This is a genomic window from Streptomyces sp. NBC_01384 (assembly GCF_045040035.1).
Taxonomy (GTDB): Bacteria; Actinomycetota; Actinomycetes; order Streptomycetales; family Streptomycetaceae; genus Streptomyces.
This window is the reverse complement of the sequence record NZ_CP109560.1, coordinates 1,097,283-1,120,477: the sequence shown is the minus strand read 5'-3', so window position 1 is coordinate 1,120,477 and position 23,195 is coordinate 1,097,283. Positions and strand designations below refer to the sequence as shown.

25 protein-coding genes are annotated in these 23,195 nt (G+C 70.0%); 15 read left to right on the top strand and 10 right to left on the bottom strand.

All coding sequences use genetic code 11. The features are described from left to right. Window positions 1-322 precede the first annotated feature (322 nt). From OG747_RS52750 to OG747_RS52695, 12 genes are read left to right on the top strand one after another with little or no spacing between them, the layout of a single operon-like run. Window positions 323-871 carry a hypothetical protein gene (locus tag OG747_RS52750; protein ID WP_331765338.1) on the top strand — a complete coding sequence of 183 codons (549 nt, stop codon included), beginning with the start codon at window positions 323-325 and terminating at the stop codon, window positions 869-871. After that, the gene (locus tag OG747_RS52745) at window positions 865-1,758 is read left to right on the top strand and encodes an ATP/GTP-binding protein (protein WP_331765337.1); all 894 of its coding nucleotides are present in this window, start codon (window positions 865-867) and stop codon (window positions 1,756-1,758) included. The genes OG747_RS52750 and OG747_RS52745 overlap by 7 nt, the downstream gene beginning before the upstream one ends. Window positions 1,759-1,800: 42 nt before the next feature. Next, entirely contained in the window at window positions 1,801-2,484 is a 684-nt protein-coding gene (locus tag OG747_RS52740; protein ID WP_331765336.1) for an SAF domain-containing protein, read from the top strand. Between the two features lie 2 nt (window positions 2,485-2,486). Beyond that, a complete protein-coding gene (locus tag OG747_RS52735) occupies window positions 2,487-3,359 on the top strand; it encodes a hypothetical protein (protein ID WP_331765335.1) in 873 nt (290 codons plus the stop codon). After that, the gene (locus tag OG747_RS52730; RefSeq protein WP_331765334.1) at window positions 3,352-4,917 is read left to right on the top strand and encodes a CpaF/VirB11 family protein; all 1,566 of its coding nucleotides are present in this window, start codon (window positions 3,352-3,354) and stop codon (window positions 4,915-4,917) included. The genes OG747_RS52735 and OG747_RS52730 overlap by 8 nt, the downstream gene beginning before the upstream one ends. 49 nt (window positions 4,918-4,966) lie before the next feature. Continuing rightward, entirely contained in the window at window positions 4,967-5,884 is a 918-nt protein-coding gene (locus OG747_RS52725) for a type II secretion system F family protein (RefSeq protein ID WP_331765333.1), read from the top strand. Continuing rightward, window positions 5,881-6,774 carry a type II secretion system F family protein gene (locus OG747_RS52720; protein ID WP_331765332.1) on the top strand — a complete coding sequence of 298 codons (894 nt, stop codon included), beginning with the start codon at window positions 5,881-5,883 and terminating at the stop codon, window positions 6,772-6,774. The genes OG747_RS52725 and OG747_RS52720 overlap by 4 nt, the downstream gene beginning before the upstream one ends. A 28-nt stretch (window positions 6,775-6,802) precedes the next feature. After that, the gene (locus tag OG747_RS52715) at window positions 6,803-6,991 is read left to right on the top strand and encodes a hypothetical protein (protein WP_329296065.1); all 189 of its coding nucleotides are present in this window, start codon (window positions 6,803-6,805) and stop codon (window positions 6,989-6,991) included. Between the two features lie 46 nt (window positions 6,992-7,037). Further along, the gene (locus OG747_RS52710; protein WP_331765331.1) at window positions 7,038-7,454 is read left to right on the top strand and encodes a TadE family protein; all 417 of its coding nucleotides are present in this window, start codon (window positions 7,038-7,040) and stop codon (window positions 7,452-7,454) included. Then, window positions 7,451-7,897, top strand: a complete 447-nt coding sequence (locus OG747_RS52705; RefSeq protein WP_331765330.1) for a TadE/TadG family type IV pilus assembly protein — start codon at window positions 7,451-7,453, stop codon at window positions 7,895-7,897. The genes OG747_RS52710 and OG747_RS52705 overlap by 4 nt, the downstream gene beginning before the upstream one ends. Window positions 7,898-7,911: 14 nt before the next feature. Further along, a complete protein-coding gene (locus OG747_RS52700; RefSeq protein WP_405886485.1) occupies window positions 7,912-8,349 on the top strand; it encodes a TadE/TadG family type IV pilus assembly protein in 438 nt (145 codons plus the stop codon). A gap of 8 nt (window positions 8,350-8,357) precedes the next feature. Continuing rightward, on the top strand, window positions 8,358-11,756 hold the full coding sequence (locus OG747_RS52695) for a hypothetical protein (protein ID WP_331765328.1): 3,399 nt from the start codon (window positions 8,358-8,360) through the stop codon (window positions 11,754-11,756). 22 nt (window positions 11,757-11,778) lie between these two features. Here OG747_RS52695 and OG747_RS52690 read toward each other — a convergent pair whose 3' ends face one another. The 9 genes from OG747_RS52690 to OG747_RS52650 form a co-directional block, all read right to left on the bottom strand. Then, the gene (locus OG747_RS52690; RefSeq protein WP_331765327.1) at window positions 11,779-12,219 is read right to left on the bottom strand and encodes a hypothetical protein; all 441 of its coding nucleotides are present in this window, start codon (window positions 12,217-12,219) and stop codon (window positions 11,779-11,781) included. Window positions 12,220-12,385: 166 nt separating this feature from the next. Then, a complete protein-coding gene (locus OG747_RS52685) occupies window positions 12,386-14,269 on the bottom strand; it encodes a DUF2637 domain-containing protein (protein ID WP_331765326.1) in 1,884 nt (627 codons plus the stop codon). A 630-nt stretch (window positions 14,270-14,899) separates the two neighbouring features. After that, a complete protein-coding gene (locus OG747_RS52680; protein ID WP_331765324.1) occupies window positions 14,900-15,769 on the bottom strand; it encodes a glycosyltransferase family 4 protein in 870 nt (289 codons plus the stop codon). Between the two features lie 352 nt (window positions 15,770-16,121). Continuing rightward, the gene (locus tag OG747_RS52675; protein WP_331765323.1) at window positions 16,122-16,925 is read right to left on the bottom strand and encodes a class I SAM-dependent methyltransferase; all 804 of its coding nucleotides are present in this window, start codon (window positions 16,923-16,925) and stop codon (window positions 16,122-16,124) included. Continuing rightward, on the bottom strand, window positions 16,922-17,140 hold the full coding sequence (locus OG747_RS52670; RefSeq protein ID WP_331765322.1) for a hypothetical protein: 219 nt from the start codon (window positions 17,138-17,140) through the stop codon (window positions 16,922-16,924). Before OG747_RS52670 ends, OG747_RS52675 begins: the two co-directional genes overlap by 4 nt. Then, on the bottom strand, window positions 17,137-17,268 hold the full coding sequence (locus tag OG747_RS52665) for a hypothetical protein (protein ID WP_331765321.1): 132 nt from the start codon (window positions 17,266-17,268) through the stop codon (window positions 17,137-17,139). The genes OG747_RS52670 and OG747_RS52665 overlap by 4 nt, the downstream gene beginning before the upstream one ends. Next, entirely contained in the window at window positions 17,265-17,780 is a 516-nt protein-coding gene (locus OG747_RS52660) for a hypothetical protein (protein WP_331765320.1), read from the bottom strand. Before OG747_RS52660 ends, OG747_RS52665 begins: the two co-directional genes overlap by 4 nt. Then, window positions 17,777-18,652, bottom strand: a complete 876-nt coding sequence (locus OG747_RS52655; RefSeq protein ID WP_331765319.1) for an ATP-binding protein — start codon at window positions 18,650-18,652, stop codon at window positions 17,777-17,779. Before OG747_RS52655 ends, OG747_RS52660 begins: the two co-directional genes overlap by 4 nt. A 141-nt stretch (window positions 18,653-18,793) precedes the next feature. Next, window positions 18,794-19,147 (bottom strand): ATP-binding protein, encoded by a 354-nt coding sequence (locus OG747_RS52650; RefSeq protein WP_331765318.1) that lies wholly within the window; start codon window positions 19,145-19,147, stop codon window positions 18,794-18,796. 208 nt (window positions 19,148-19,355) lie between these two features. On the opposite strand from OG747_RS52650, the gene OG747_RS52645 reads away from it, so the two are divergent. The 3 genes from OG747_RS52645 (at window position 19,356) to OG747_RS52635 (ending at window position 21,476) form a co-directional block, all read left to right on the top strand. After that, window positions 19,356-20,222 carry a helix-turn-helix transcriptional regulator gene (locus OG747_RS52645; RefSeq protein ID WP_331765317.1) on the top strand — a complete coding sequence of 289 codons (867 nt, stop codon included), beginning with the start codon at window positions 19,356-19,358 and terminating at the stop codon, window positions 20,220-20,222. Between the two features lie 5 nt (window positions 20,223-20,227). Further along, window positions 20,228-20,434: a DUF397 domain-containing protein gene (locus tag OG747_RS52640; RefSeq protein ID WP_331765316.1), complete on the top strand. Its 207-nt coding sequence runs from the start codon at window positions 20,228-20,230 to the stop codon at window positions 20,432-20,434. Between the two features lie 331 nt (window positions 20,435-20,765). Next, window positions 20,766-21,476 carry a GntR family transcriptional regulator gene (locus OG747_RS52635; protein ID WP_331765415.1) on the top strand — a complete coding sequence of 237 codons (711 nt, stop codon included), beginning with the start codon at window positions 20,766-20,768 and terminating at the stop codon, window positions 21,474-21,476. Window positions 21,477-21,786: 310 nt separating this feature from the next. Here the strand turns inward: OG747_RS52635 and OG747_RS52630 are convergent, their stop codons facing one another. After that, window positions 21,787-23,010, bottom strand: a complete 1,224-nt coding sequence (locus OG747_RS52630) for an IS110 family transposase (RefSeq protein WP_331765315.1) — start codon at window positions 23,008-23,010, stop codon at window positions 21,787-21,789. Window positions 23,011-23,195: the final 185 nt, after the last annotated feature.

Here is a 23,195-nt window from a genome sequence, read left to right as displayed (position 1 = left end):
CGAAGACCGACTCGGATCACGCGTGGGCGGGACGAGCGAATACACAGAACCACAAATCGACTTCAGGTTTCGAAAGTGACCGGATACGTCACGAGTTGTACGAGTGAACTCAACTATCACGCTGGGAAGTTGACTGGCATATGCGTAACCTTCTGACTACACAAGCGCATCAGCGCAGCTCGACCAGGTTTCATGGGGCGGGTAATCGGGCGGTACGCCCGCGTCTGCCGTCCGCCCCAACTGCGCTGAACGGGGAGGCATCATGAAACGCCGCGCACACCAGAGTGTTCATTCTGCTGTTCGCTTCCGAAACGAGGCGGCGGTGACTTTCGGGCTGTGCTCCGTACTCGCCCTGTCAGCGTGCAGTTCGTCCGACAACGGCGACGAGGCGAAGCCCTCCTCGCCGACGACCTCTTCCGCGGCTGAGACGCCGACACCGTCGAGCACGGACCCCGAGGCTGCGGCCAAGGATGAACTCCTGGCCGCGTACCAGCAGTACCTCAATGAGGTCACCAAGTCGTACTCGCAGGCCGGCACTGAAGGCACGGATATCAAGAAGTACGCCACCGGGGCCGCGCTGGCCACGGTGCAAAGCGAGACGAAGGCGATGCAGAAGGCCGGTCAGGTCACCACCGGCAAGCCAGGGAGCACGCCCGAGGTCACCGCCATCAACCTCGGCCACAAGGTTCCCAATGCGACCATCACCGACTGCATGGACGTCTCCCAGTGGAAGCTCGTCGACCAAAAGACCAAGAACGTAGTCGAGCTGCCCAAGGAGCGCCTGACCAAGTACGTCGACATCATCAGCGTGGAGAAGTGGGGGAAGCAGTGGGTCGTCCTCAAGGAGACACCGCAGGAGCGCAAGTGCTGAGACGGTTAGCAGCCACGGCAGGGTCCGCTCTCCTGCTCCTCGGATCAGCACACGCCACGGCCCGCGCGGCGGATGACCCGCATGTCGGCGCAGGCGAGTGCGAGATCGTGCGGTTCTGCGTGAACGTCCACACCGATCCCAAGCCGGGCAGCCAGGGGAATACCTCTGGGAAGCCGGCCAAGGGCGGCAAGGGCATACCTGCTGCGGCGCAGCCTTGCACCGTCAGCAAGTTGGACCCCCAGCCCCCGGCCGGAAGTGCGCTGTGGGAGGGGCACGACCCCAGCGAGGGGGCGATCTATGTGCGAGTCTGTCCCGCCCTGCAGGCTGCCGCGGGCGTCGCTGGTGTCGGCACGGCGATCGCTGGACCGCAGGTCTTCTGGGCCGCTCAAGCACCCGCCGCCAACGTGGATCCTGCACAGCTGGCTCAGGAGGCCCTGGACAAAATGACGCTCCTCGGCCCGGACATCGGGATTACTCCGAAGCCCGGTGGCAAAGGCGTGGTCGGCATGCCGGTGTACATGTGGACGGCCCAGACCGCCGAGACGTACGGCCCCAACAGCGCCTCCGCCTCCGCCGGACGAGTCACCGTCACCGCCACCGCGAAGGTCAAGCGGATCCTCTGGGACATGGGCGACGGCAACACCGTCACCTGCACCACCGCCGGCACCCCATACAAGGCGGCGTTCGGGAAGAAGGCCTCACCGGACTGCGGATACCGCTACACCGAGCCCTCCTCCGCGCAGGCGGGCGGCCGTTACCACGTGACCGCCACCTCGACCTGGCAAGTCGACTGGCAGGTCAACGGCGGCGGCGAGACCGGACAGCTCGCTGCGACCCGAAACAACGCCGTGGACATCAACGTCGCCGAAGTCCAGGTCCTCAACTAACCGGCCACGCACCCCGAACACCCTGAAAGGCCCCAGCCCGTCATGGAAACTCCCGCCGCGCCGACGGTGCCGCGTCCGCAGGGCCCGGCCCGGCCCGAGATCCCCATCACCACCACCCCGCCGGTCAAGCGGCAACGCCGCTGGTCCGTGGCCGCGCTGTGCATCGTGCTTGCGGTCGTGGCCGCGCTCGGGGCCGCCGCCGCCGTCAACTCGGCCAGCGACCGCACCCGGGTGCTGGCCGTGGCACGGGACGTACCGGCCGGCCGCGCGCTGACGGACGCCGACCTCACGGTCGCCGAGGTCTCGGCGGACTCCACGCTCACCCCCATCCCCGCTACCCAGAAGGCCACGGTGCTGGGCAAGCGGACGGCCGTCGACCTGCGTAAGGGCGGGCTCCTGCTCACCTCTCAACTCGGCGCCGGTACGGGGCTGGGTGACAACCAGGAGCAGGTCGGCGTACAGATCAAGCGTGGCATGGCGCCGTCGGGGACGCTGGCGCCCGGGGACAAGGTCCGCGCCGTGACCACCCCCGCCCAGGGCGACGAGCCCGCGAAGAAGGGCACCGTCCCGGAGACCATCGACGCCACCGTCGTCTCCGTCTCCCGCCCGGACGCCACCGGCACCGTGGTCGTCAACCTCGCGGTTGCCCCCGACGACGGCCCGGTCCTGGCCAGCCGCGCCGCCCTGGGCCGCATCGCCCTGGTCCGTGAACCGCGGAGCAACTGACCATGCCCGTCACCTGTATCGCCTCCGCGAAGTCGTGCGGCGTCACCACCGCCGCGCTCGCTCTCACCCTGGCCTCCACCCGCCCGTCCCTGCTCGCCGAGTGCGACCCGGCCGGCGGCACCATCCGCGCCGGCCTGCTGCAGGGCCAGATCAGCGCCGGATACGGCCTCTACCACCTGGCGGCCGCCGACCGCGTCGGACCGGTCGAGCTGGCCAACGCCTTCGCCTCGCACCTGTGGCCGCTGGACGGCCAGACCGGACACCGCAAGGTGCTGCCCGGGCTGACCGATCCCGCCCAGGCCGCCGCCCTGAGCCGCACCTGGCCCGCCCTCGCCGACGTCCTGCACGTCATGGCCGACTCCGCCGGCCACGACGTGTTCGTCGACGCCGGGCGCCTGGCCCTGGAATCCGGCCACCTGCACCCCACCCTCACCCCGGCGCCGCTCCTGCACAGAGCAGACCTCGTCCTGCTCGCCGTCCGCGGCACCGAGCAAGGCCTCACCCTGGCCCGCCACCTCATGCGGCCCCTGCGCACCGAACTCGACGAGCACGGCTCCGGATCCGACGCGCTCGGCCTGCTCCTCATCGAGGACGGCCCGTTCCGCCCGCACCAGGTCGCCGAGGCCCTCGAGGCCCCCGTGCTGGCCTCACTGCCATGGGACCCGGAGACCGCCGCCTACCTCACCACCGGCGGGAAGCCGCCGCGCGGCTTCGCCCGCAGCCCGCTCCTGCGCTACGCCCGCACCGCCACTGAGCAGTTCGAGGCGCTCGCCGCACGCCGCCAGATTCAGCAGCACTACCCCAGCGCACCGGCCCACCCGCAGCTCGCGGGCGTTCTGGACCGGCTGGCCCAGCGGGGAGGTGGCCGTGGCTGACACGCACCAGCGCGCGGGCGTCAACGGGCAGATTCCCCCGCCGATGGGCCGAGACGACATCGCCCATCTGCTCACCGGGAAGCTCGGCGAACGGCGGCCCGCCCCGCCCACGGCGCCTACCGCGGCCGCGCCACCGGCGGTGCCCGGCGGCACCGTCAGTCCCACGGCCGTTCCCCGGCTGGCCGGGCTGCCGACGGAACTCCTGCCCGTCGGCTGGGAGGTCATCGAAGCCCTGCAGGCGGATGTGTCCGCCGAGCTGAGCAAGAAGGACCCCGAGCGCACCATGGCCGAGCCGGACCGGCGCGCCCTGGCCCGCTCGCTCGCCAGCACCGCCGTCGCCGACTGGGCCACCAAGTACGCGCAGGGCAACACCCCGCTGACACAGGCCGAGGAAGGCCGCATCGCCACCGCGGTCTACGACGCCATGTTCCGCGGCGGCCGCCTGCAGTCCCTCCTCGACGAGGACGGCGTCGAAGACGTCATGGTCGACGGTTTGACCGCGCACGTGGAGTACTACGACCGCCCGCGGCGCACCATCGACAAGGTCGCCGACTCCCACGACGAGCTGATCACGTGGGTCAACCGGATGGCCCGCCAGTCCGGCCAGGGCGAGCGTGCCCTGACACAGGCCACGCCGATGGTCGGCTTCCGGATGCCCGACGGCTCCCGCGTCACCGCGAGCCTGCTCACCAGCCGCCCCTCGGTCGTCATCCGCAAGCACCGCATCCGCCAGCACGGCATCGGCGAGCTCGTCCAGTGGCAGTCCATCAACCCGCTGCTCGAGCGGTTCCTCACCGCGTGCGTCCAGGCACGGATGAACGTCCTCGTGGTCGGCGACATGGGCGCCGGCAAGACCAGCCTGCTGCGCGCACTGGGCCGCGAAATCCCGCCCGCCGAACGGCTGGTGACCCTCGAATCCGACCGCGAGCTCTACCTGGACGAGCCCGGCCCGAAGCCCGGCCCGGTCACCTTCGCCTTCGAAGCGCGCCAGTCCAATGGTGAACGCAGCACGGGTGACCGGCTCGCCGGGGAGGTCAGCATCGCCGACATGTTCGCGACGGCGCTGCGCTACAACGCCACCCGCGTCATCGTCGGCGAGGTCCGCTCCACCGAGATCGTGCCCATGCTGCAGGCGATGTCCGCCGGCGGTTCCGGGTCGATGTGCACCATGCACGTGCGCCGCCCGCATGCCATCGTCTCCCGCCTGGTGCAGCTGTGCACCGAGGCCGGCATGGCCACCGAGGCCGCACACCACCTCATCGCCTCCGCCATCGATGTCGTCGTCTACCTCACCTACCTCGACGAAACCGGCGTCGGCGGCCGCAGGCACCGGTTTGTCTCCCACATCTACGAGATCCACGACGTCGTCGGCGAAGCCGGACGGCCCACCACCACCGAACTGTTCGCCCCGGGCGGCGGCGACCCGCGCGCGATCTACCAGAACATGCCGTCCTTCATCGACGAACTGGAGCGCACCGGCCTCATCGCCCGCTCGTGGCTGGCCGAGAACCCGCACGGCTGGTGGGGAGAGCCCCTGCAGACGGTGGGACGACGATGACCTACCGCCACCCCGCCCCGTACCGGATCACGCCGCCCCGGAGAGATCAGTGACCACGTCTCAGCTCGCCCTGGTCGCGGCCTGCTGCGCCGTGCTGGCAGTCATCGCCGCGATCGCCACCACCCGCGAACTCCGCGGCCGCATCCCTGACCCCGTCAAACCCCCCTCCCGCATCGCCGCCCGGATGCGCCGCGCCAAGGCCGAACTGCCCGAGAGCTGGCAGCGCCGCTGGCGTCACCTGGTCATCACAGCCGCCGTCGTAGCCCTGCTGGTGTGGGCGTACACGGGCTGGCCCGTGCACGGCCTGCTCGCCGGCGCCGCCGTCCTGGGCCTGCCGTTCGTGCTGCACCCCGGCGGCGCCGCACAGGCCCGCATCGAACGCCTCGAAGCGCTCGCCCAGTGGCTCAACCACCTCGCGGGCGTGCACACTGCGGGCATCTCGCTGACCCAGACCGTGCGGGCCTCCGCGAAGAACGCACCCGGCCCGATCGCGGGCAACGTGCAACGCCTGGCCGACCGGCTGCGCACCGGCATGGACGCCCACCTGGCGTTCGCGATGTTCGCGGACGAACTCGCCGACGGCGTCTCCGACCACGTCGTGCTGCTCTTCCAGAGCCACGCCGTCTACAAGGGCCCAGGTCTGGCCGACGCTCTCGAAGCGCTCGCGGTGACCATCCACCAGCAGGCCGCCGACGCCCGTGACGTCGAAGCCGACCGCGCCTCCGTCCGCAAGTCCTCCCGCCAGGTCTCCCTGGTCATCTGCATCGTGGTCATGGGCTGCATGCTGAACAACGCCTGGTCCGGCTGGTACGCCAGCCCGGTCGGGCAGATCGCGCTGGTCGTCCTGGGCGGCCTGTTCGCGTGGACGCTGTCGTGGCTGCGGCGCATCGCCCGCACGAAGCCCGACCCGCGCCTGCTCGACCCGCTGCCCGACCACCTGGCCGTCCTGGAAGGGGAGACCCGATGATCCCCATGAACGCGGTGCTGCCCGCGGCCGCGGCCGGCGTGATGATCGGCCTCGCCGTACGCGCCGCCCTGCCCACCAAGCCGGACCTGGCCAGCGTCCTGGACCGCCTCGACGCCGCCCACTTCACCAACGCCATGCCCGTCGCCGCGCCGCCCGGCGCGCGCGGTGTGCCGGAGCGGGTCGGCGCCCGGCTGCTCGAGGAGTTCGGCGTCCGTATCCGCCTGCCGCTCAGCGACCTCAGACTGCTGCGGATCTCCCCGGCCGAACACCTCGGCAAGCGCGTCCTGTTCGCCCTGTACGGGCTGCTGGCCCCCCAGCTGCTGCAGGCAATGCTCGCCTTCGCCGGCACGCCGTTCCCGTTCGCCATCCCCGCCGGCGTCTCGCTCCTGCTCGGTGCGCTGTTCTGGTTCAGCCCCGGGCAGGACGTCAAGCGCGACGCGGCCGCCGCCCGCCTCATCGTGCGGCATGCCGCCGCCTCCTACCTCGAGCGCGTCGCCCTGGCCCGGGTCGCCAACAGCGGCGCCGGGCAGGCACTGACCCAGACCGCCGAAGTCGGCGACGGCTGGATCTTCCAGCGGATGCGCCAGGTCTTCGACCACGCCGAGCTCGCCGGCGTCACCCCGTGGGACGCCCTCAAGCAGCTCGGCGAGGAACTCGACATCCCCGAACTGACCCGGCCCGCCGACACCCTGGCCCTGGCCGGAGACGGCGCCGCCGTCTACACCACCCTGCAGTCCCAGGCCCGCCAGCTGCGCATCGCGCTGCTGAGCGACGCCAAAGCACAGGCCAACGAAGCCTCCGCGGCGATGGTCCTCCCGGTCACCCTCGCTGTGATCCTCATGCTGGCCTTCGTCATGATCCCGATCGTCAACACGATCCTCGCCAGCTGACCTGGCGACCGAAGGAGACCAACCCCTCATGGACATCCAGCTCCTCACCGTATGGATCCGCGCCCGCGCCGAGCAGCTGCGCACCGCCCGCGACAGAGGTGCCACCAGCACCGAACTCGCCGTCCTCGCCGGCGCCCTGCTCGTCGGCGCGGGCCTGCTCGTCGCGGCTATCCGCGCCAAACTCCTGGAGAAGATCGGCATCATCGACGGCGGCTGACCACACGCGCCCAGACACCACACCGACGACGATCGAGGGGGAAACGGTGGCAAGCCGATCACGGCACCTCAGGGCCATCCGCGCACGCATCCGCCGCAGGGACGACGGCGTGCTGGGCCTCGAACTGGCCACCCTGGCCCTGGTGGTACTCGCGCTCGCCTTCACCACCATCCAGGTCGGCCTGTACTACCACGCCCGCAAGGTCGCCCAGTCCGCGGCACGGCAAGGCGTGGACGCCGGACGGCAGTTCGGCGCCGGCGAAGGCGACGGCGTGAGTCAGGCCCAGGAGTACCTCGCCCGCTTCGGCGGCTCCGTGAAAGACGCCCAGGTCTCGGCAACCGGCAGCACCGCCCAGCAGATCCGCATCACCGTCACCGGCGACGTCGCCACCCTGGTACCCGGCCTCACGCTGCACGTCACCCAGCACGCCGACGGACCAATCGAACGCTGGACCAACCCGTGAAGCGCCCCAGACTACGGCTCCGACTGCTGCGCCAGGACCGGGGCAGCTACGCACTGGAGACCGCCGTCCTCGCCCCCGTCCTGATCATCATCCTCGGCCTCATGATCGCCTTCGGACGGGTCACCGACGCGAAAGGCGCGGTCGACGCCGCCGCCCACGCGGCAGCCCGCGCCGCCTCCCTCGAGCGCGACGCCGGCACCGCACAAACAGCAGCCCAGGAAGCGGTCACCCGCAGCCTCGACGGCGACGGCGTCACCTGCCAGACCTCGAACGTTTCCATCGACACCTCCGGCTACGCCACCGACGTCGGCGAAGCCGCCACCGTCACCGCCACGATCTCGTGCACCGCGACCCTGTCCGACATCGGCGTCCCCGGCCTGCCCGGCGCCAAGACGATCACCGCTTCCTGGACCAGCCCGATCGATACCTACAGGGCCCGCTAATGATCTTGATTGCCGTGCTGAGGAGCCGCCTCGCCACGCTGCGCGCGCGCCGCGACGACGGCTCGATGTCCCTGTTCTTCGCCGTGACCACCGTGGCACTGCTGATGGTCATGGGCCTGCTCGTCGACGGCGGCGGGGCACTCAACGCCTCCAACCGCGCGGAATCCCTCGCCCAGGAAGCCGCCCGCACCGCCGGACAGCAACTCGACCCCGCCCAGGCCATCGAAGGCACCGCCATCACCATCGACCCGGACGCCGCGCAGGCCGCCGCCCAGGACTACCTCGCCGCCGCCGGCGTGCAAGGCGACGTCCAGATCACCGACGACGGGCAGACCATGACGGTCACCGTGCACGACACCTACAACACCTACTTCGCGCAGCTGATCGGCAAGGGAACCATCAACGTGACCGGCACCGCGACCGCACACCTGCAGACCCAGGCTGGAGGCTGAGCCCAACCGTGGCCTACCGAACCCCCGCACCCCTGCGCACCGTTGGCGCCCTGGTGCGCGCGCTGCTCGGCCTTGCCCTCCTCGTCGTCCTGCTCGTTGGTACCCCGTACGTTCTGCTGCTCGTCGGCACTCAGCCAACCGACCTGTCCGGCGGTGTCGACGTCCTGCTCCGCCCGGACGACGGCACCCTCTTCTTCACCGCCATCACCTGCATCGGGTGGGTGGCCTGGGCCGCGTTCACCCTCTCGGTGGCCCTGGAGGTCGTCGCCGTCGCGCGGCGCCGTTCCGCCCCGCGCCTACGCGGCCTGGGCGGCATGCAGTCAGTGGCCACGTTCCTCGTCGGCGGGATCGTGCTGCTCGCCCCGACCGCCGCCTCCGCGGCGACCTCGGCCCCCGCCCACGCGGTGACCGCCACCCAGACAGCCGGCGACAGCACCCCCAGCGCCTCGTCCACCGCGTCCGCGTCGCCCGATCACACCAATGTCCCGACGCACACGGTCACTTCGTCCACGGAGCTGCCATGGGACCTGGCGGAGGAGTACCTCGGCAGCGGACAGCGGTGGCAGGACATCGCCGCCCTCAACCCTGACATCCCAGGCCTCGCCGCAGGCGACCAGTACCTGCCCAAGGGCGCGGTCATCACGCTGCCCTCCGATGCCGTCCCCGCCACACCAGCCGTCAGCGCAGCCAGCACGCAGGCGGGAGGCGCCCGGACACAGCTGAATAGGAGTGCTCCGGATTCCGGCAGCGGGCACGGGGCGACCGTCACGGTGCAGCCCGGCGACTATTTGTCGGAGATCGCCCAGAGGGAGCTCGGCGACGGTGCTGAGTGGCCGAAGCTGTTCGAAGCCAGCCGGGGCAAACCGCAGCCGCAGGACCTGCCAGAGATCACCAACCCGGATGTGATCTACCCGGGGCAGCAGGTCACCGTGCCCGGCGCACAGGCCGAGCGTCACGAGAGTCCCGCCGAGGGCGAGAGCAGCGACACGTCGAGCACCCCGCCGAGCACCAACGCTCCCCGCAGCGGGCACAAGCCCGGCAACGACCACGCAAACACGCAGGCTCCCGCGCCACGTCAGTCCACCGCGCCCGCACCACAGACGTCCACGCCCAGCACACCGTCCAGCCGTCCCACACACCAGCCTGGCCAGGAGCAGGGGGCCGGATCCGCGGCGCCCCGCCCCAGCGCGAGCACCTCCGCAACGGAGTCCGCCGAACCGTCCGCCTCCGATGCCCCCTCCCCCACCGCTACGTCAACCCAGGAACCCGCCTCATCCCCGTCAAGCGGCACACTGCAGCTGCGTACCGTCCTCGGCGCCGGCGCGCTCCTGGCGGCCGCGGTCACCGGGGCGCTCGCGCTGCGTCGGCTGCTGCAGCGCCGCCGCCGCAAGCCGGGCGAGAGAATCGCGATCACGTCCGAGGTCTCCCCAGCGGAGGCGCAGTTGGCGGCCGCCGCCGAGCCGGGCGGCGCCGCCCGCCTGGACGTAGCCCTGCGGAATCTGGCCCACCAGGCAGCCCAGGACGGCGACGGCGAACTGCCTCAGCTGCGGGCCGCGCGGATCGGCGCCCGCACGCTCGAGGTGCTGCCCGAAGACCTTGCCCACGAGCCGCGGGCACCCTTCGCCGCGGGGAAGAGCGGTTGGTGGGTGCTGCCGGCCGACGCGCCCCTCCTGGAAGAGGAGGCCGCACGCGACATGCCGGCGCCGTATCCGGCACTGGTCACCGTCGGCAGTACCGAGGCCGGTGACCTCGTACTGCTCAACCTCGCCCAGGTGCCCGCGTTGCTGCTGGACGGTAACCCGGTGCACATCACCGAAGTGTGCACCTCCCTCGCGCTGGAGTACGGCATGAGCCCATGGGCGGGCGACGTCGAGGTCGTCACCATCGGATTCGGCGAAGACTTGCCGCAGCTACTGCCCACATCGCGGATCGCGCACATGCGGCAGCCCGCGCACGCACTGCGGGACCTGAGCGAACGGCTTCTGGAAGCGCACCAGATGCCCGAAACCCAGCATCAGCCGTACCTGCTGCTGTGCGCGTCCGCTCTGGACGCGGACCTTGCGTGGGAGTTCGCCGACGTCATCGACAAGGCCGGACCAGTTCCTGTCACCTTGGTTGCCCCGGCAAGCACGGCAGCCGCGCACTTCCCCGATGCTGAGATCCTCAACGCTTCGCTCGGCGATCCGCAACAACTCGACTACGCCGGAACTGAGATCACGGTGCAGCGTCTGGAGCATGCCGCCTACCTGCAGATCACCACCGCGCTGAAGGTGTCCGGGCAGCCGTCCCACCCGGCCGAAGGGCCCTGGCAGGAGGTCCCGGACGAGCCCGACAGCAGGCAGCAGCCCCAGCGCCTGGCGCCGGAGGGACCCAGCGCACCCACGGGTGACACTGCTACGAGCCCCTCGCCGGCGACGGTAGTCGACGTGAGCCCGGAGATCTTCCCGGCCCTGCTCGCCGCCTCCACCGATCCGGCCGGACTGCGCCTGCTGCCCACCGCCGGGGCGCCAGCCGAGGCCGAGGAAGACCCTGCCGAGGAAGACCCCGGCACCGCAACAACGGACCCCGCCCCAGCGACCCCAGAGACGGACGGAGGCGAGGGTTCCGGCGCGGAGGGCGCAGTGCAGAAGGTTGACGAGAGTGAGGCGCACGACCTGCACGCGCCGGAGATCCGGGTCCTGGGACCGGTCGAGGTGACGGGCGTGGACAGCACCGGCCACGGCCCCCGGATCGCCCAGGTCGCCGCGCTCTTGTACTTCCGGCCCGGGCGCAGCGCGGACATCCTGTGCGCTGACATGGACCCCGTCAGCCCCTGGTCGGCGAGCACCCTCAATGCCCGGCTGCAGGGACTGCGCCGCTCTCTGGGCAGCGATCCCGCCGGCCACCCCTACGTGCCACGCCGCAGCTCCGGTGACGATCCCTACCGGCTCTCCCCCGGCGTGCGCTGCGACTGGATGCGCTTCCTTCAACTCGCCGAGCGCGCCCTGCCCCTGGGCCCGGCCGGCCTGCCAGACCTGGAAAGGGCACTCACCCTGGTGCGGGGCCGGCCGTTCGGAGGCAGGCCCCTGCCTTGGGCCGAGCCCTACCAGCAGGAGATGATCACGCGGATCATCGACGTGACGCACACCGTGGCCACCTACCGCACCCCTGCGGGTCGGCACCACGACCTCAGCGCGGCCCGACAGGCAGTCGCGACCGGTCTCGACGTCGACGACGCGGCAGAGCTGCTGTACCGGGACTGGATGAGAATCGAGGCCGCCGCCGGGAACCGGCAGGGGCTCCACACCGCCATCACACGCGTCCAACAAGTCAACCGGGCATTGGACTGCTCACTGGAGATCGAGACCGAGCAGCTCATCAACGACCTGCTCAACGGCTCGGGTGCGGCGGTGCGCAAGGTTCTCTAGCCGACAGGTGCGCAGCACGACCCTACCGGCGGGAGGCGATGTCACGGGCTGCGTAGGCGAGCAGTTCACGGATGGCTGCCTCGTTCGAGGAGGGAGCTCGCGTGCGCCACTCCGTCATCGTTTCCCGAACGGTCTGCGCAACTGCCTGCACGTGCTGCGCCAGGTCGTCGTCCAGCGCCGTCACTTCCCCGCTCTCCGTTCGTCCCGTGATGACGATGGGCCCGGCCAGCGGGTACAGGGCCGTGCCGCGCCAGGCACTCGCCAGGGCCCATGCGGCCAGGTTCTGCGGGAGTCCGACCCTCCGGCCGTTGCCGTGAATGTGCAGAACGGCCCGCCGGTGGTACACCCCCTGATCGACGGCTTCGGGGGACCCGACGTGTTCCCGGATCGCGGAATGCGCATCGGTCTCGGGCAGGTTGAGGTCCGTGACCGCGGCGTCCGGGTCGATGCGCAGTGCTCGCATGGGTCCTCCTCATCGGTTCAGGGGCGGCGCTGCGCAGTGCGCGGAGGCACGGTGCTCAGATCTGCGCAGTGATCACGCTGTCTGCGCAATGTGCGGCTGATCAGGGGTTTCTGCTGACTGCGCAGCTTGCTGGAACCCACTGCGCAGGCAGGGTGAGGTCGCGGGCTTACTGCTGCGGGTCGGCGTGGTGGCGGGTGAGGGCCTGCCAGCGTCGCTCGAAGTCGTCGGCGTTCTCGGTGATGTAGTCGGTGGTGACGGGCTTGGTGTACTGGGCTGTGATCCCGCGGACTGCGCACTCCTGCGCAACGGCGTCCGCCGCGGGTTCCTCACTGCGCATCCGGTACTCGGCCCAGACCTTGTAGACGCGGGACGGCAGGAAGTAGCGGCGCAGGTTGGCGGGGCTGACCGGCTTCCCACCGCGGCCATGCATGCCCTTCCCTGCGAGGTAGGCGGACAGCTGCTCGGCCGTCGGTTCGTCGCCGTGCTCGGTCTGGTAGTCCGTCCACGCCAGGTAGTAGCGGTCGACGGTGGTGAGGGCAACTCGCTCTCCCGCTGCTCCCCCTGGCCCTGGCGGCGGCTCATCGATGGGAGCATCCACCCGAAGGCCACGCTGCTCCTTCGCAGCCTGTGCTGCAGCGCCGGCGGGCACCGATTGCGGAGCTTCTGCTTCCGGAAGGGGTCCGTCGGCTTCCTGCTCACCGGGATCGGCGGCAGCCTCCTCGGCAGGCAGCTCCGCTCCGTCGACCTCGCGCCGCCGGAAGCTCACCACGAAGTCGTCCAGATCCTCACCGGAGATGGGCCGGTCGCCCGCGCCGGTGATGCCGTCCCGCTCGTACACGTATGCCGCGAGAGCGACCGCATCTGGGTAGGCGCCGCGCTCATGCTCATAGCTGCGCCAGGCGCTGTAGAAGTAGTCGTGCCAGGACTGGTCGATCGACTGCGGTTCACCGGAGGCGGCGATCTCCTCGGTGTGCGGTACGTAGCGCTTCTGGAGGACCTGGAGCAGGGGCTGCACCTGCTCTTCGGAGAGCGGGCCCCCAGCCCCCGTGGAGATGCCGTACGCGTCGCGGAGCCAGAACGCCCACTGCGCGGGGGTCGGTTCGACCTGGAACTGGTCGATGAACCCCTGGTAGGCCTCAGCGAACCGCTCAGTGGCTGCGTCGGTCGTTTCTTGTGGACCAGGCCGCGGCCCGGACGCGGCGGCTGCCTGCACTGCCCGCGGCTCAGTACTCTCCGCGAGCTCCTGCTCATGATCTGCCGCGGCCTCGAGCACGGAGGGTTCCAGCTGGGCCGGGATGGTGACCCTTTCGTCAGTGGAGAGGATCGGCGGCGGCTCGATACCGGCGGCGGCGAGACCGGCGGGTGCAGTCTCAGCGAGAGGGACGCCGTACCTGGCCAGTCGCAGGGGCATCAGGGACTCCACCGGGGCCTTGCGGCGCCAGGCGCGGCCGAAGTGGGAGTGCAGGCGGGCCTGGTAGACGAGGCGGTCCTGCTCCAGCTTGATGACCTGCTCGTAGGAGCGCAGCTCCCACAGCTTCATACGGCGCCAGAGGAGGAAGGTCGGGATCGGCGAGAGCAACCAGCGGGTGAGGCGGACGCCCTCCATGTGCTTGTCGGCGGTGATGTCCGCGATCCGGCCGATCGCGTGCCGGGCCGCCTCGACGGAGACCACGAAGAGGACCGGGATGACGGCGTGCATACCGACGCCCAGCGGGTCCGGCCAGGCCGCCGCGCCGTTGAACGCGATCGTCGCGACCGTCAGCAGCCACGCCGTCTGGCGCAGGAGGGGGAAGGGAATCCTGATCCAGGTGAGCAGGAGGTCCAGGGCCAGCAGGACGCAGATGCCCGCGTCGATGCCGATCGGGAAGACGTACGCGAAGTTCCCGAAGCCCTTCTTGAGGGCGAGCTCGCGCACCGCCGCGTAGGAACCCGCGAAGCCGATCCCCGCGATGACGAGCGCACCGGCGACAACCACCCCAACCAAGGACCTCTGCAAGCGTGTTAACCGATGGCGCTCCCCCACCTTCTTCCGCCTCCAAGAGGTTGCCATGCCGCCAGGGCCAATTCCCAGAAGGCACACACGCAAAATGGCACCATCCCCCACGACAGCACCGCTAAACCTGTTCCGCACGGTGAGACGCACCGCCCACGTAAGGCAACAGTTGCATCAACTCTTGCCTTGCCTCCCCTATATCCCACTGGCGGCGGCCGATACCGGCCTGACGTACAGCCGGATCCTGTCCGGTGTGCCCCTCCTGGAGGAACCAAATCGAAATCTTCTTCTCGATCGTCCAACGCAAGGTCGTCTCGCCCAATGACTTCACGGACCTCAGCGAGGTCCGGGATCGGCTCCGAGCATTCGAAGACCGCTACAACGCCACGGCACAGCCGTTCCAGTGGAGGTTCACCACCTCCGACCTGGACGAACTGCTGGTCCGGCTCGACCGACACGCAATCCGTCGGCAGGAAGAATCCTCCGCCCGTCCCGCTGCGTGATCAACCCCCGAAGGACTTCGAGCGTCGACCACTAAGGAAGCGCAGCCGAGGTCGTAGACCGCTCCCGATACGTCGCCGATCTCGGAGATGGGCCGGCCGTCGAGGGCGTCCGCGCCCCTTTCCTTCAACTGCGGGTCGTCGCCCAGACGCAGCACGTCGCCGAGCAGGGGTCCGGCGGCGCTCATCACGCGGCCGCCAGGGAGCGGGGCTGCTGCCCCATCACCAGCGTCAGGTACTGGGCGGCACAGCGGCCGGGGGTGTACCAGGCTTCGGCCAGTGCGCGAGCGGCGCTGCCCATCTGAGCCAGCATCTCGCGGTCGAGCAGCGCATCCGTGAGGGCGGCCACGAGGTCGCCGGGATCGTCGGCGTCGTAGACCATGCCGGTCAGCCCGTCCACGACGAGTTCCGGACTGGCTCCAACGTCAGGCACGAGGGCGGGGATCGCGGCGCCGGCCGCGTCGATGACGGCGCATCCGAAGCCTTCCTGGACCGCCGCGGTGGCCAGCAGGTCGTACCCGGCCAGGTGCCTGGGCAGGTCATCGGCGTAGCCCATGAAACGGACCGGTGCGGCCAGTTCGCGCAGCAACTCCTCCAGCTCACCCTGGTGAGAGCCTGCCTCCCCGAAGACGTCCAGGCGCACCGCGGTGGAAAAGCGCGGGTCGGCGACCGCGCGCACCAGCTGGTCCGTCCGCTTCCACGGCAGCGTACGCGCGACCGAGGCAGCCAGAAGCCTGCCCGTGTCCGGCCGGGTGCGGACGGGAGCCGTGGCCGGGATGGCGACGCCGTTGTGGATGGTGCTGACGTACCGCGCGTGGGGAGCGTGCGCGCGCAGTGCGGCCGACGACGCGTGTGAGATGCCCACCGACACGGGCACGGCGGACAGCAGCTCCCACGGAAGCTCGCCGATGGTGCACTCGACCATGGCGCCGTCGTGGGGGGCGATGACGCGGAGGACCTGGTCGGCGTTGACGACGTGCCGGACGACCGGGATGACACGGGCATGAGGGGCGAGTACCACGTCGACGGCCGCGGTGCGGTGGCTGGAGATCACCACCAGGGGGCGGTCGTCGGCCGGCCTGCAGGCACGAGTGAGAGCCTGCAGGTAGCCGCTCCAGGGACAGAGTCCCCGCCAGTTCGCCAACGGAGTTCTCTGCGCCGCCGCGGGCGGTGGTGACCCAGGTAAGGAACCACGGTTGCCTCCTTCGTTGGAAGCTCGGATTGATCAAGAAACGTCGCCTGCGGACCCGGTAGGGATCGGATCCGCCTGCCCGTCCTGTCAGACGGGAGGTCCTTGGGTGTGGACCGCACGCCGCCGCATGTCGGCCAAGGAAGGGGGGCCTGGTGGCGGAGCGGTCATCCGCTGGCCATTGGTGAACGGCAACGGGCCAGCGGGGTCGGGAGATGGATCAGCCGATCGCGCACGCGTGTGCCGCGCGGTCGGGTGGCGGATCTTCGGCCTGGGCGGGGTCGCCGTGGCCGTAGGGACCCGGCGCCGGGGCGTAGCTCTCGGGGGAAGGAGGGTCGCCGCCGGCGCCGGGAGTCTGGTGTCCTCTCCTGCGACCGGCCTCCGAGCACGGCATGGTGTTGCCGTAGCCGCGCAACACGATGGCGCGGTGCCGGGCGCTGAGGCTGTAGGTCTCGCCGTAGGCCCAGCCGTAGCCGAGCGTCTCGATCTGGTCTTCGGTGAGGCCGCGGTGGAACGGATCGCGGGCGTGCTGCTCGTCGTTCGCGGTCTGGTCCTCATCGGTGGTGCCCTTGTCGTCGACGCGGACGAGTGCGTAGAAGGTGCCGGTGCCAGTGAGCCAGCGGCCCACGTCGGTCAGCAGCCGTGCGTAGGCGAGGTACGGGAGCGCGTACCGGCATGTCACGAGATCGACGGTGCCTGGGCGCAGGGTGCGCGGGATGGGATCACCGTCGATGTCCCACCGCGCGTAGGTCAGGCCGTCGCGCATGCCTGCGGCATTGGCCTGGCGCAGGGCCTCGGGCGAGAAGTCGTAGCCGCGCACGGTCAGTCCCCAGGCCGTGAGTTGACGGGTCCACTGTCCGGAGCCGCAGGCGAGGTCGACGGCGGTCATGCCCGGCTTCGGGGCGACGTGTGTGTAGAAGCGCTCGGTCTCTTTGTGGCTGACCAAGGTGGGGTAGCCGGTCTGGTACCAGTGATCCCACTCCGCCGCCGACAGACGCACCGTCCGGGAGAGGGCGGCCGTCACGGCGTGGGCTCCGATGACTCGTCGACCATGCGGACGCGCTGCAATCGGCCGAGGTCGAAGCAGCGGTCGACGACCTCGCCGGCGGGCACGCCGAACAGGTTCACCGACAAGGGCTCGGCGGGCTGTTCGGGGACGAGCTCGTGCAGCGCGGCCTGCGGCTCACGGACCGGCAGGCGCTGCGGGGGACGGCGGTCGGGGAAGGCCTCGAAGGTCACGGTCGGTCACTCCTGTACAGGGCGAGGGGGGCGATGAAGGCGGCGACGGTGGCGATGATGAGAAGCTGCAGTGCCCACTGGCGCCAGCCCCAGCCGCGCTTGTCCATCCAGCGGATCGGACTCCTCATCGGTACTCCGGGATGATCAGGTCGACGAACGAGAAGTGGTCGCCGATCCAGAGCAGTTCGTGCTCGTACAGGGCGTCGTCGGGGCTGATGGCATCGCGGGAGATGGCGATGACGCCGTCTGCGGCCCCCTGGCGCACGAGAAGGCGGGCGGTCAGCCACCCGTTGCGGTGTTGTGGTGCAGGCGCCCGGTGCGGATCGGCGGCCTCGTCGTGGATTTCACGCCTGATCTTCCATACGCCCCCGGCGTACGTGCGCAGCCGGACGTAATCCGGCTCAGGGTCACCGCCGGGCGAGATCAACGTGTAGCTGATCACGCGGAGCGTACGGGTGCGGCCGAGGCCCTCCGCGGTGACCCGTAACAGGTGCTTGCGTAACCGTTCCAGCCGCAGCCGGGGCTCGGGCTGGACATGAGTCCGGTCTCGGAGCAGCCATCGCTGGGTCGCGTTGTCCCGATCCATCCAGTCCGTTGTGCTCCCGGTCGCCGTGGCGCCGAGCGGCGGGGTGCGGTTCATACGGACGCCTCCCCCGGCACCATGCGGGCCCGGACGGTCTTGTTGCCGCCGCCCTCGGCCAGGCTCCAGGTCACGTCCGCCCCCAGCTGGCGTACCTCCCGCAGGCCGCCGCCTTTCTCACCGTTGATGGCGGCCTCGCCGTTGAGGAACTCGGGAGACGGGTCCCGGACGTCGATGCGCAGTTCGTCGTCCTCGGTCACGGCCAGGATCACATCCATCCGCGCGTCTGCTTCGTCGAGAGAGCGGGCGTGGACGATGGCGTTGTCCGCGAGCCGGGTCAGAACTTCGACCGCGGCCACGACGTCTCCGGTCCATCCCAGAACAGTCAGATATGTGTAGGCGTCCGACCTCACCCGCCGCAGGCTTGCCCGATCGAGTGCGTACGAGCGGGACCACTGACGGTCGACCGGAGCGCTCACGATGGATTGCGCCATCTCGGCGGTGGCCTCATCGTGCGTAGTAACGGAGTGACGCGCTCCGGCCTGCGGGTACGCGGCGAATGCGGGCACGCCGAGGAGCCAGACGCGCAGCGCGGTGCGGTCGCCAGGGTGCCAGGCGATCTCCTGCTCTGAAGGGGCGAGCAGGCCGGTGGCCTCACCCCGGGCGAGGGCGCGCTCGACCGTCAGCCAGCCGATGCGGCGGCGGCGTGGGGTGTCGAGCGGCGCAAGGTCGTAAATCTCATGCACGGCCGCCCAGCCCTGGTGCGCGGCGAAGTCGCGAAGGGCTGACAGGGCGTTGGCTGCGACCTGCGAGTCGAAGGTGCATGTGTAGAGCACGACGCGCGGGGTGTCGGAGATTGCGCCGACGGTCTCGTACGGGGGCGCCGCGGGTAGTTGGGCGGGCGGCGCCGAGGTGGGGCGTTGCGTCTTCACTAGGCCCCCGATCGTTGGCACAGTCCGGGGTCCATCTCAGGCGATAAGGGTTGGACGGATTCCTCGGCGGTGGATCGGGTGAGGGGTATCTCCGTCCACACGGTCTTGCCGATGACTTCCTCAACGCTCCCCCAGCGGCCTTCACATAAGCGGTTCACGAGCACCAGCCCGCGCCCGTTGGGGGGGGAAGTCCGTGCTGTCGATCGGCTCGAAAGGCGGGGTCAGGAGGGTGGGGTCGGCGTCGCGTACCTCCACACGCACGACGCTGTCGAGGAGAAGGAGGGTGACGCCGACTTCACGTCCGCGTGAAATGCGTGCGTGGATCACCGCGTTCGTCACGAGTTCGCTGACCACTGAGGAGAAGTTGTCGACAGTTTCCTGGTCCGCGCCCCAGCCGACTGCCACACGCTCCGCGCGCCGGCGGGCGTTCGCAACCTGCCGGGGGTGTGCGGGATAGGGGGAGCGGTCGGTGGTCGGCTCGGGCGGTTCCGGCATGCGGATGCCTCCATGGCTGCGTTGACCTGCAGACCTGCAGGCAGCTCGAAGTGATCAACTCTGTACATAGAGTTGCCTAGGGGCCCCCACTATCCCGCCGCAACACCTCAAGGTGCAAGTCCCTACTGTGGGTTGGTTTCATCTTGCTTGTCGCGAACAGTCGTGCCAGGCACACTGACAGCAGCCGATAGGGGAGGAAGGAAGCGCTGTGCCCGTAAACCGGAATCCCACCGTGCGGCAACGACGCCTCGGCCGCATGCTGAAGGACCTCCGCAACCAAGCTGGCAAGACCCTCGCCCAGGCCGCCGACGAACTGCAGTGCGCTGAATCCAAGATGAGCCGCATCGAGGCTGCCCAGTCCGGCGTCCGCGCTCTCGACCTGCGCGTGCTTCTCGACTTCTACGGCATCAAGGACCAAGCCCTGCACGCCCGTCTGCAGGAACTGGCGCGTCACGGCCGTGAGCGCGGCTGGTGGTCCCAATACGAGGACACACTCAAGTCGGCATACGCCGACTACATCGCCCTGGAATGGGACGCCTCCGACCTCTACGTCGTCGAAACCGGGCTGATCCCCGGACTGTTGCAGACGTCGGCCTACACCGAAGCGGTCATCAGGGAACAGCGCCCGGACAAGGCAGACGACTTCGAGTACGTCCAGGAGCAGGTCAAGGTCCGCGGCCAACGGCGACAGGTCTTCGCCCGCAGCGCACCCCTCCGCCTGTGGGCCATCCTCACCGAATCGAGCCTCCACCACCGCGTGGGTGGCTCGCATGTGATGCGTGAACAGCTCGACTACCTCGCCGCCCAGGCCGTGGAAACCAATATCCAGGTCCAGGTGCTGCCCTCCGCTGCGTCGATCAACTCAGCGCTACACGGGCCGTTCGGGATCCTCTCCTTCCCCGAGCCCGCGGAGACCGACGTCGTCTACGCCGACGGCCTCATCGACACCGTCTACTACGAGGAACCGGCGCAAGTGGAGATTTTCACGACGCTGTTCCGCCGCCTCAACTCGGAAGCACTCGCCGTTGAGGAATCCATCACCCGCATCCGCGCCGCCATACAGGAAATGGACTAACACCCGTGAGCAAGTACTACCCCAACGCCTCCGCCACCGGTTTCGACTGGGTGAAGTCGTCGTACTCCAGCGGTGACCAGAGCTGCGTGGAGGTGGCGAAGGTCCCCGGCGCGGTGCCCGTACGCGACAGCAAGAACCCGGAGGGTCCGGCCCTGGCCATAGCTCCACACGCCTGGTCCGCGTTCATCGCCTTCGCAAGCAGCGACGCATAGGCCGGTCGATCACCCTCTTCGCCAACGGCCTACCTCGCTGCCCACGGCGGCCAGCCGCAATGAGCCCGCCCTCCGTCCACGGAGCGGCGGGCTCGATCGTCCACGACGGACACGCAGTTCAGACCGCGAGCTATCCGGCATCTGGCAAATCCCTGCCGCCATCTCGTGTTTCCCGCAAGAAACCGAGACCATTGGCTTCGTCCACTTCCAGCGACGGCGTTTGTTGGCGAGTTTCAGCAGCGGTTGATGATCTCCGAGGGAGCGATTGTTCACGAGAAGTGACGGCACCGAGAGGCTGCGGACGCGTGTCTTCCGTTTCTACCTCCGCTCCATCCCCTTGGGAGACCCCGAACGCACACCATGGCACCCGGTCCAGCTCGCCCAGGAGTACGGCGTCGGCCCCAACGTCGCGCAGAAAGCCGTCGAGCGCCTGATCGTCGAAGGGCTCCTCGAAGGCCGTACAGGCTCGGGCACCTACGTGGCGCAGCCGCGCGAGCGGCGCCGGATGGTCCGCTCCCGCCACCGCGAACGCCGCGGCGGCAGCCCCTTCCAGGCAGACATGTACGAGATCGGCCGCAGCGGCACAGGAGAGGCGTTCTCCGAGGCCCGCACGCCCGCCCCGGAGAACATCGCCCGGCGCCTGGGTATCGAGGCCGGCGACCCGACCGTGCGCACCGCCTATGAGTTCCTCGCCGACGGCAAGCCCGCCCAGCTGTCCACCAGTTGGGAGCCCATGGCCGTCACCGGCGGGACGCCCATCCTGCTGCCCGAGATGGGCCCGCTCGCGGGCAAGGGCGTGGTCGAGCGGATGCGCTCCATCGGCGTCGCCGTCGAAACATGGGTTGAAATCCCGCGGCCGGCCCGCGCCACCCAGGAGCAGGCCTCCCTGCTCGGACTCAACGTCGGCGACCTGGTCCTGTCCATCGAGCGCACGTACTACGACGACGATGGCCGCGCCGTGGAAACCGCCGACATCATCGTCCCCGATCGCAGCTGGGAAGTGGCCTACGAGTTCGCCGTCGACCCGCCCGAGCTCGCCTGACCGCCCGTCACTGGAGGGGCGTCGTCGCTGCGCCCGCGAGTCCGGGGCCGCTCCGGTTCGGCGGGGTCCGGGCAGCGGGCCGAGCGCACAGGTATCCCGTCGTCCGGCTTGGGGGGTGCCCCTATCTGTTTCGTCAACCCCGGTGTGGTCGGCTTGTAGGGGTTGATCCTGGTTTTCGGGAACGTCCCGCGAAGCGGGATGTTCCCGGCGGATCGGGTGGCTGATGGGCAGCCCTGTGGCCGGCAGGGCCGGAGTGGCCGTGCCGGTGCGCGGGCGTGATGGGGCCTGGAGGGCAGGGGTGGTGGAGTCGTCAGGCGGCGAGGTCGACGCCGCCCGGGGTGCGTGCTTCGTAGAGGGCCCCGGTGCGGATCATCGCGTGGATGACGTTCACGCGCTGGCGGGCCAGGCGGAGGATCGCCTGGGTGTGGGTCTTGCCGCGTGCGCGTTGCCGGTCGTAGTAGATCCGGGAGGACGGGTCGGACTTGCAGCCGATCGCGGCGAACGCGGCCTGGAACAGGGCGCGTTTGAGGAGCCGGTTGCCGCGGTGGGGTGCGTGCTCGCCGCGGATGGAGGTGCCCGAGGACTTCGTGGCGGGCGCGAGTCCGGCGTAGGAGGCGAGGTGTCCGGCGGTGGGGAAGGACATGCCGTCACCGATCGCGACGATCACGGCCGCTGTGGTCCTGACGCCCAGGCCGGGCAGGGAGGTCAGGAGGTGGAAAAGAGGGAGGGCCTCCAGCAGGGCGGCGATCTCCTGCTCGGCCTGGCGACGCTGGGCGTGGGCGGCGGCGAGCTGGGCGGCGAGTCCCGGCACGATCAGCGCGCTGGCCTCGGTGCCCGGAACGACAAGGGTCTGCTCGGCGAGCGCGTCGAAGATCTCTGCGGTCAGGTGGCGGGCCTTGCGCGAACCGTGCACCTTGAGCAGGGCCTCGCAGCGGGCACGGCCCAGCTTCTTCAGCCTGGCCGGGGAGCCGTGGCCCTGAAGGAGGGCCTGGACATAGGGGTAGGCCAGGCGCGGGCCGAGCACACGCTCGAGAGAGGGGTGGATCTGGGAGAGCAGGCCGCGCAGCCGGTTGGTGGCGCGGTTGACCTCGCCGGCCAGGTCGTTGTCGTAGCCGGTGAGCATGGTCAGCTCGGCCAGCACCTCGTCGTCGCGGTCCACCGCGCGCAGGGTGTGCGGCATGGTGCGGGCGGTCTCGGCAATCACGAACGCGTCGCGGGCGTCGGTCTTGGCCTCGCCCGGATGCAGATCGGCGGCCCGCCGCATCGACAGCCCGGGCAGGTAGGCCACCCGGCAGCCGGCCGCGCGGGCCACCGTCAGCGGCAGCGCACCGATGTTGGCGACCTGGTCCACGATCACCAGAACGGTGCCGAACTTCGCCACCAGCCTGGTGAACAGCTCCATCAGCTTCGGCTCGGTGTTGGGCAGCCGCTTGTCGTGCACGGTTCTGCCGTCCTCGGTCCGGCCGTGGGCGTGGTGGAACTCCTTGCCCAGGTCCAGGCCGAGGAAGAGATCTGTCGCGGTCGTATCGACCATATGCGCGTGCCCCTCGCCCCTCGTCTCCTGAAACTCCCGGCCGTCCCTGCGGCACCACACGCCGGCAACCACGTTACGCAGACATGCCGCCCGTGAAGCGGCCCGGCATTGCGCCGGACCAAGCGGTCGTCAGGCCCCTCATCAGCGGTCAAGCGGTGCCCCGAAGCCCGGCGGCAACACCCCCC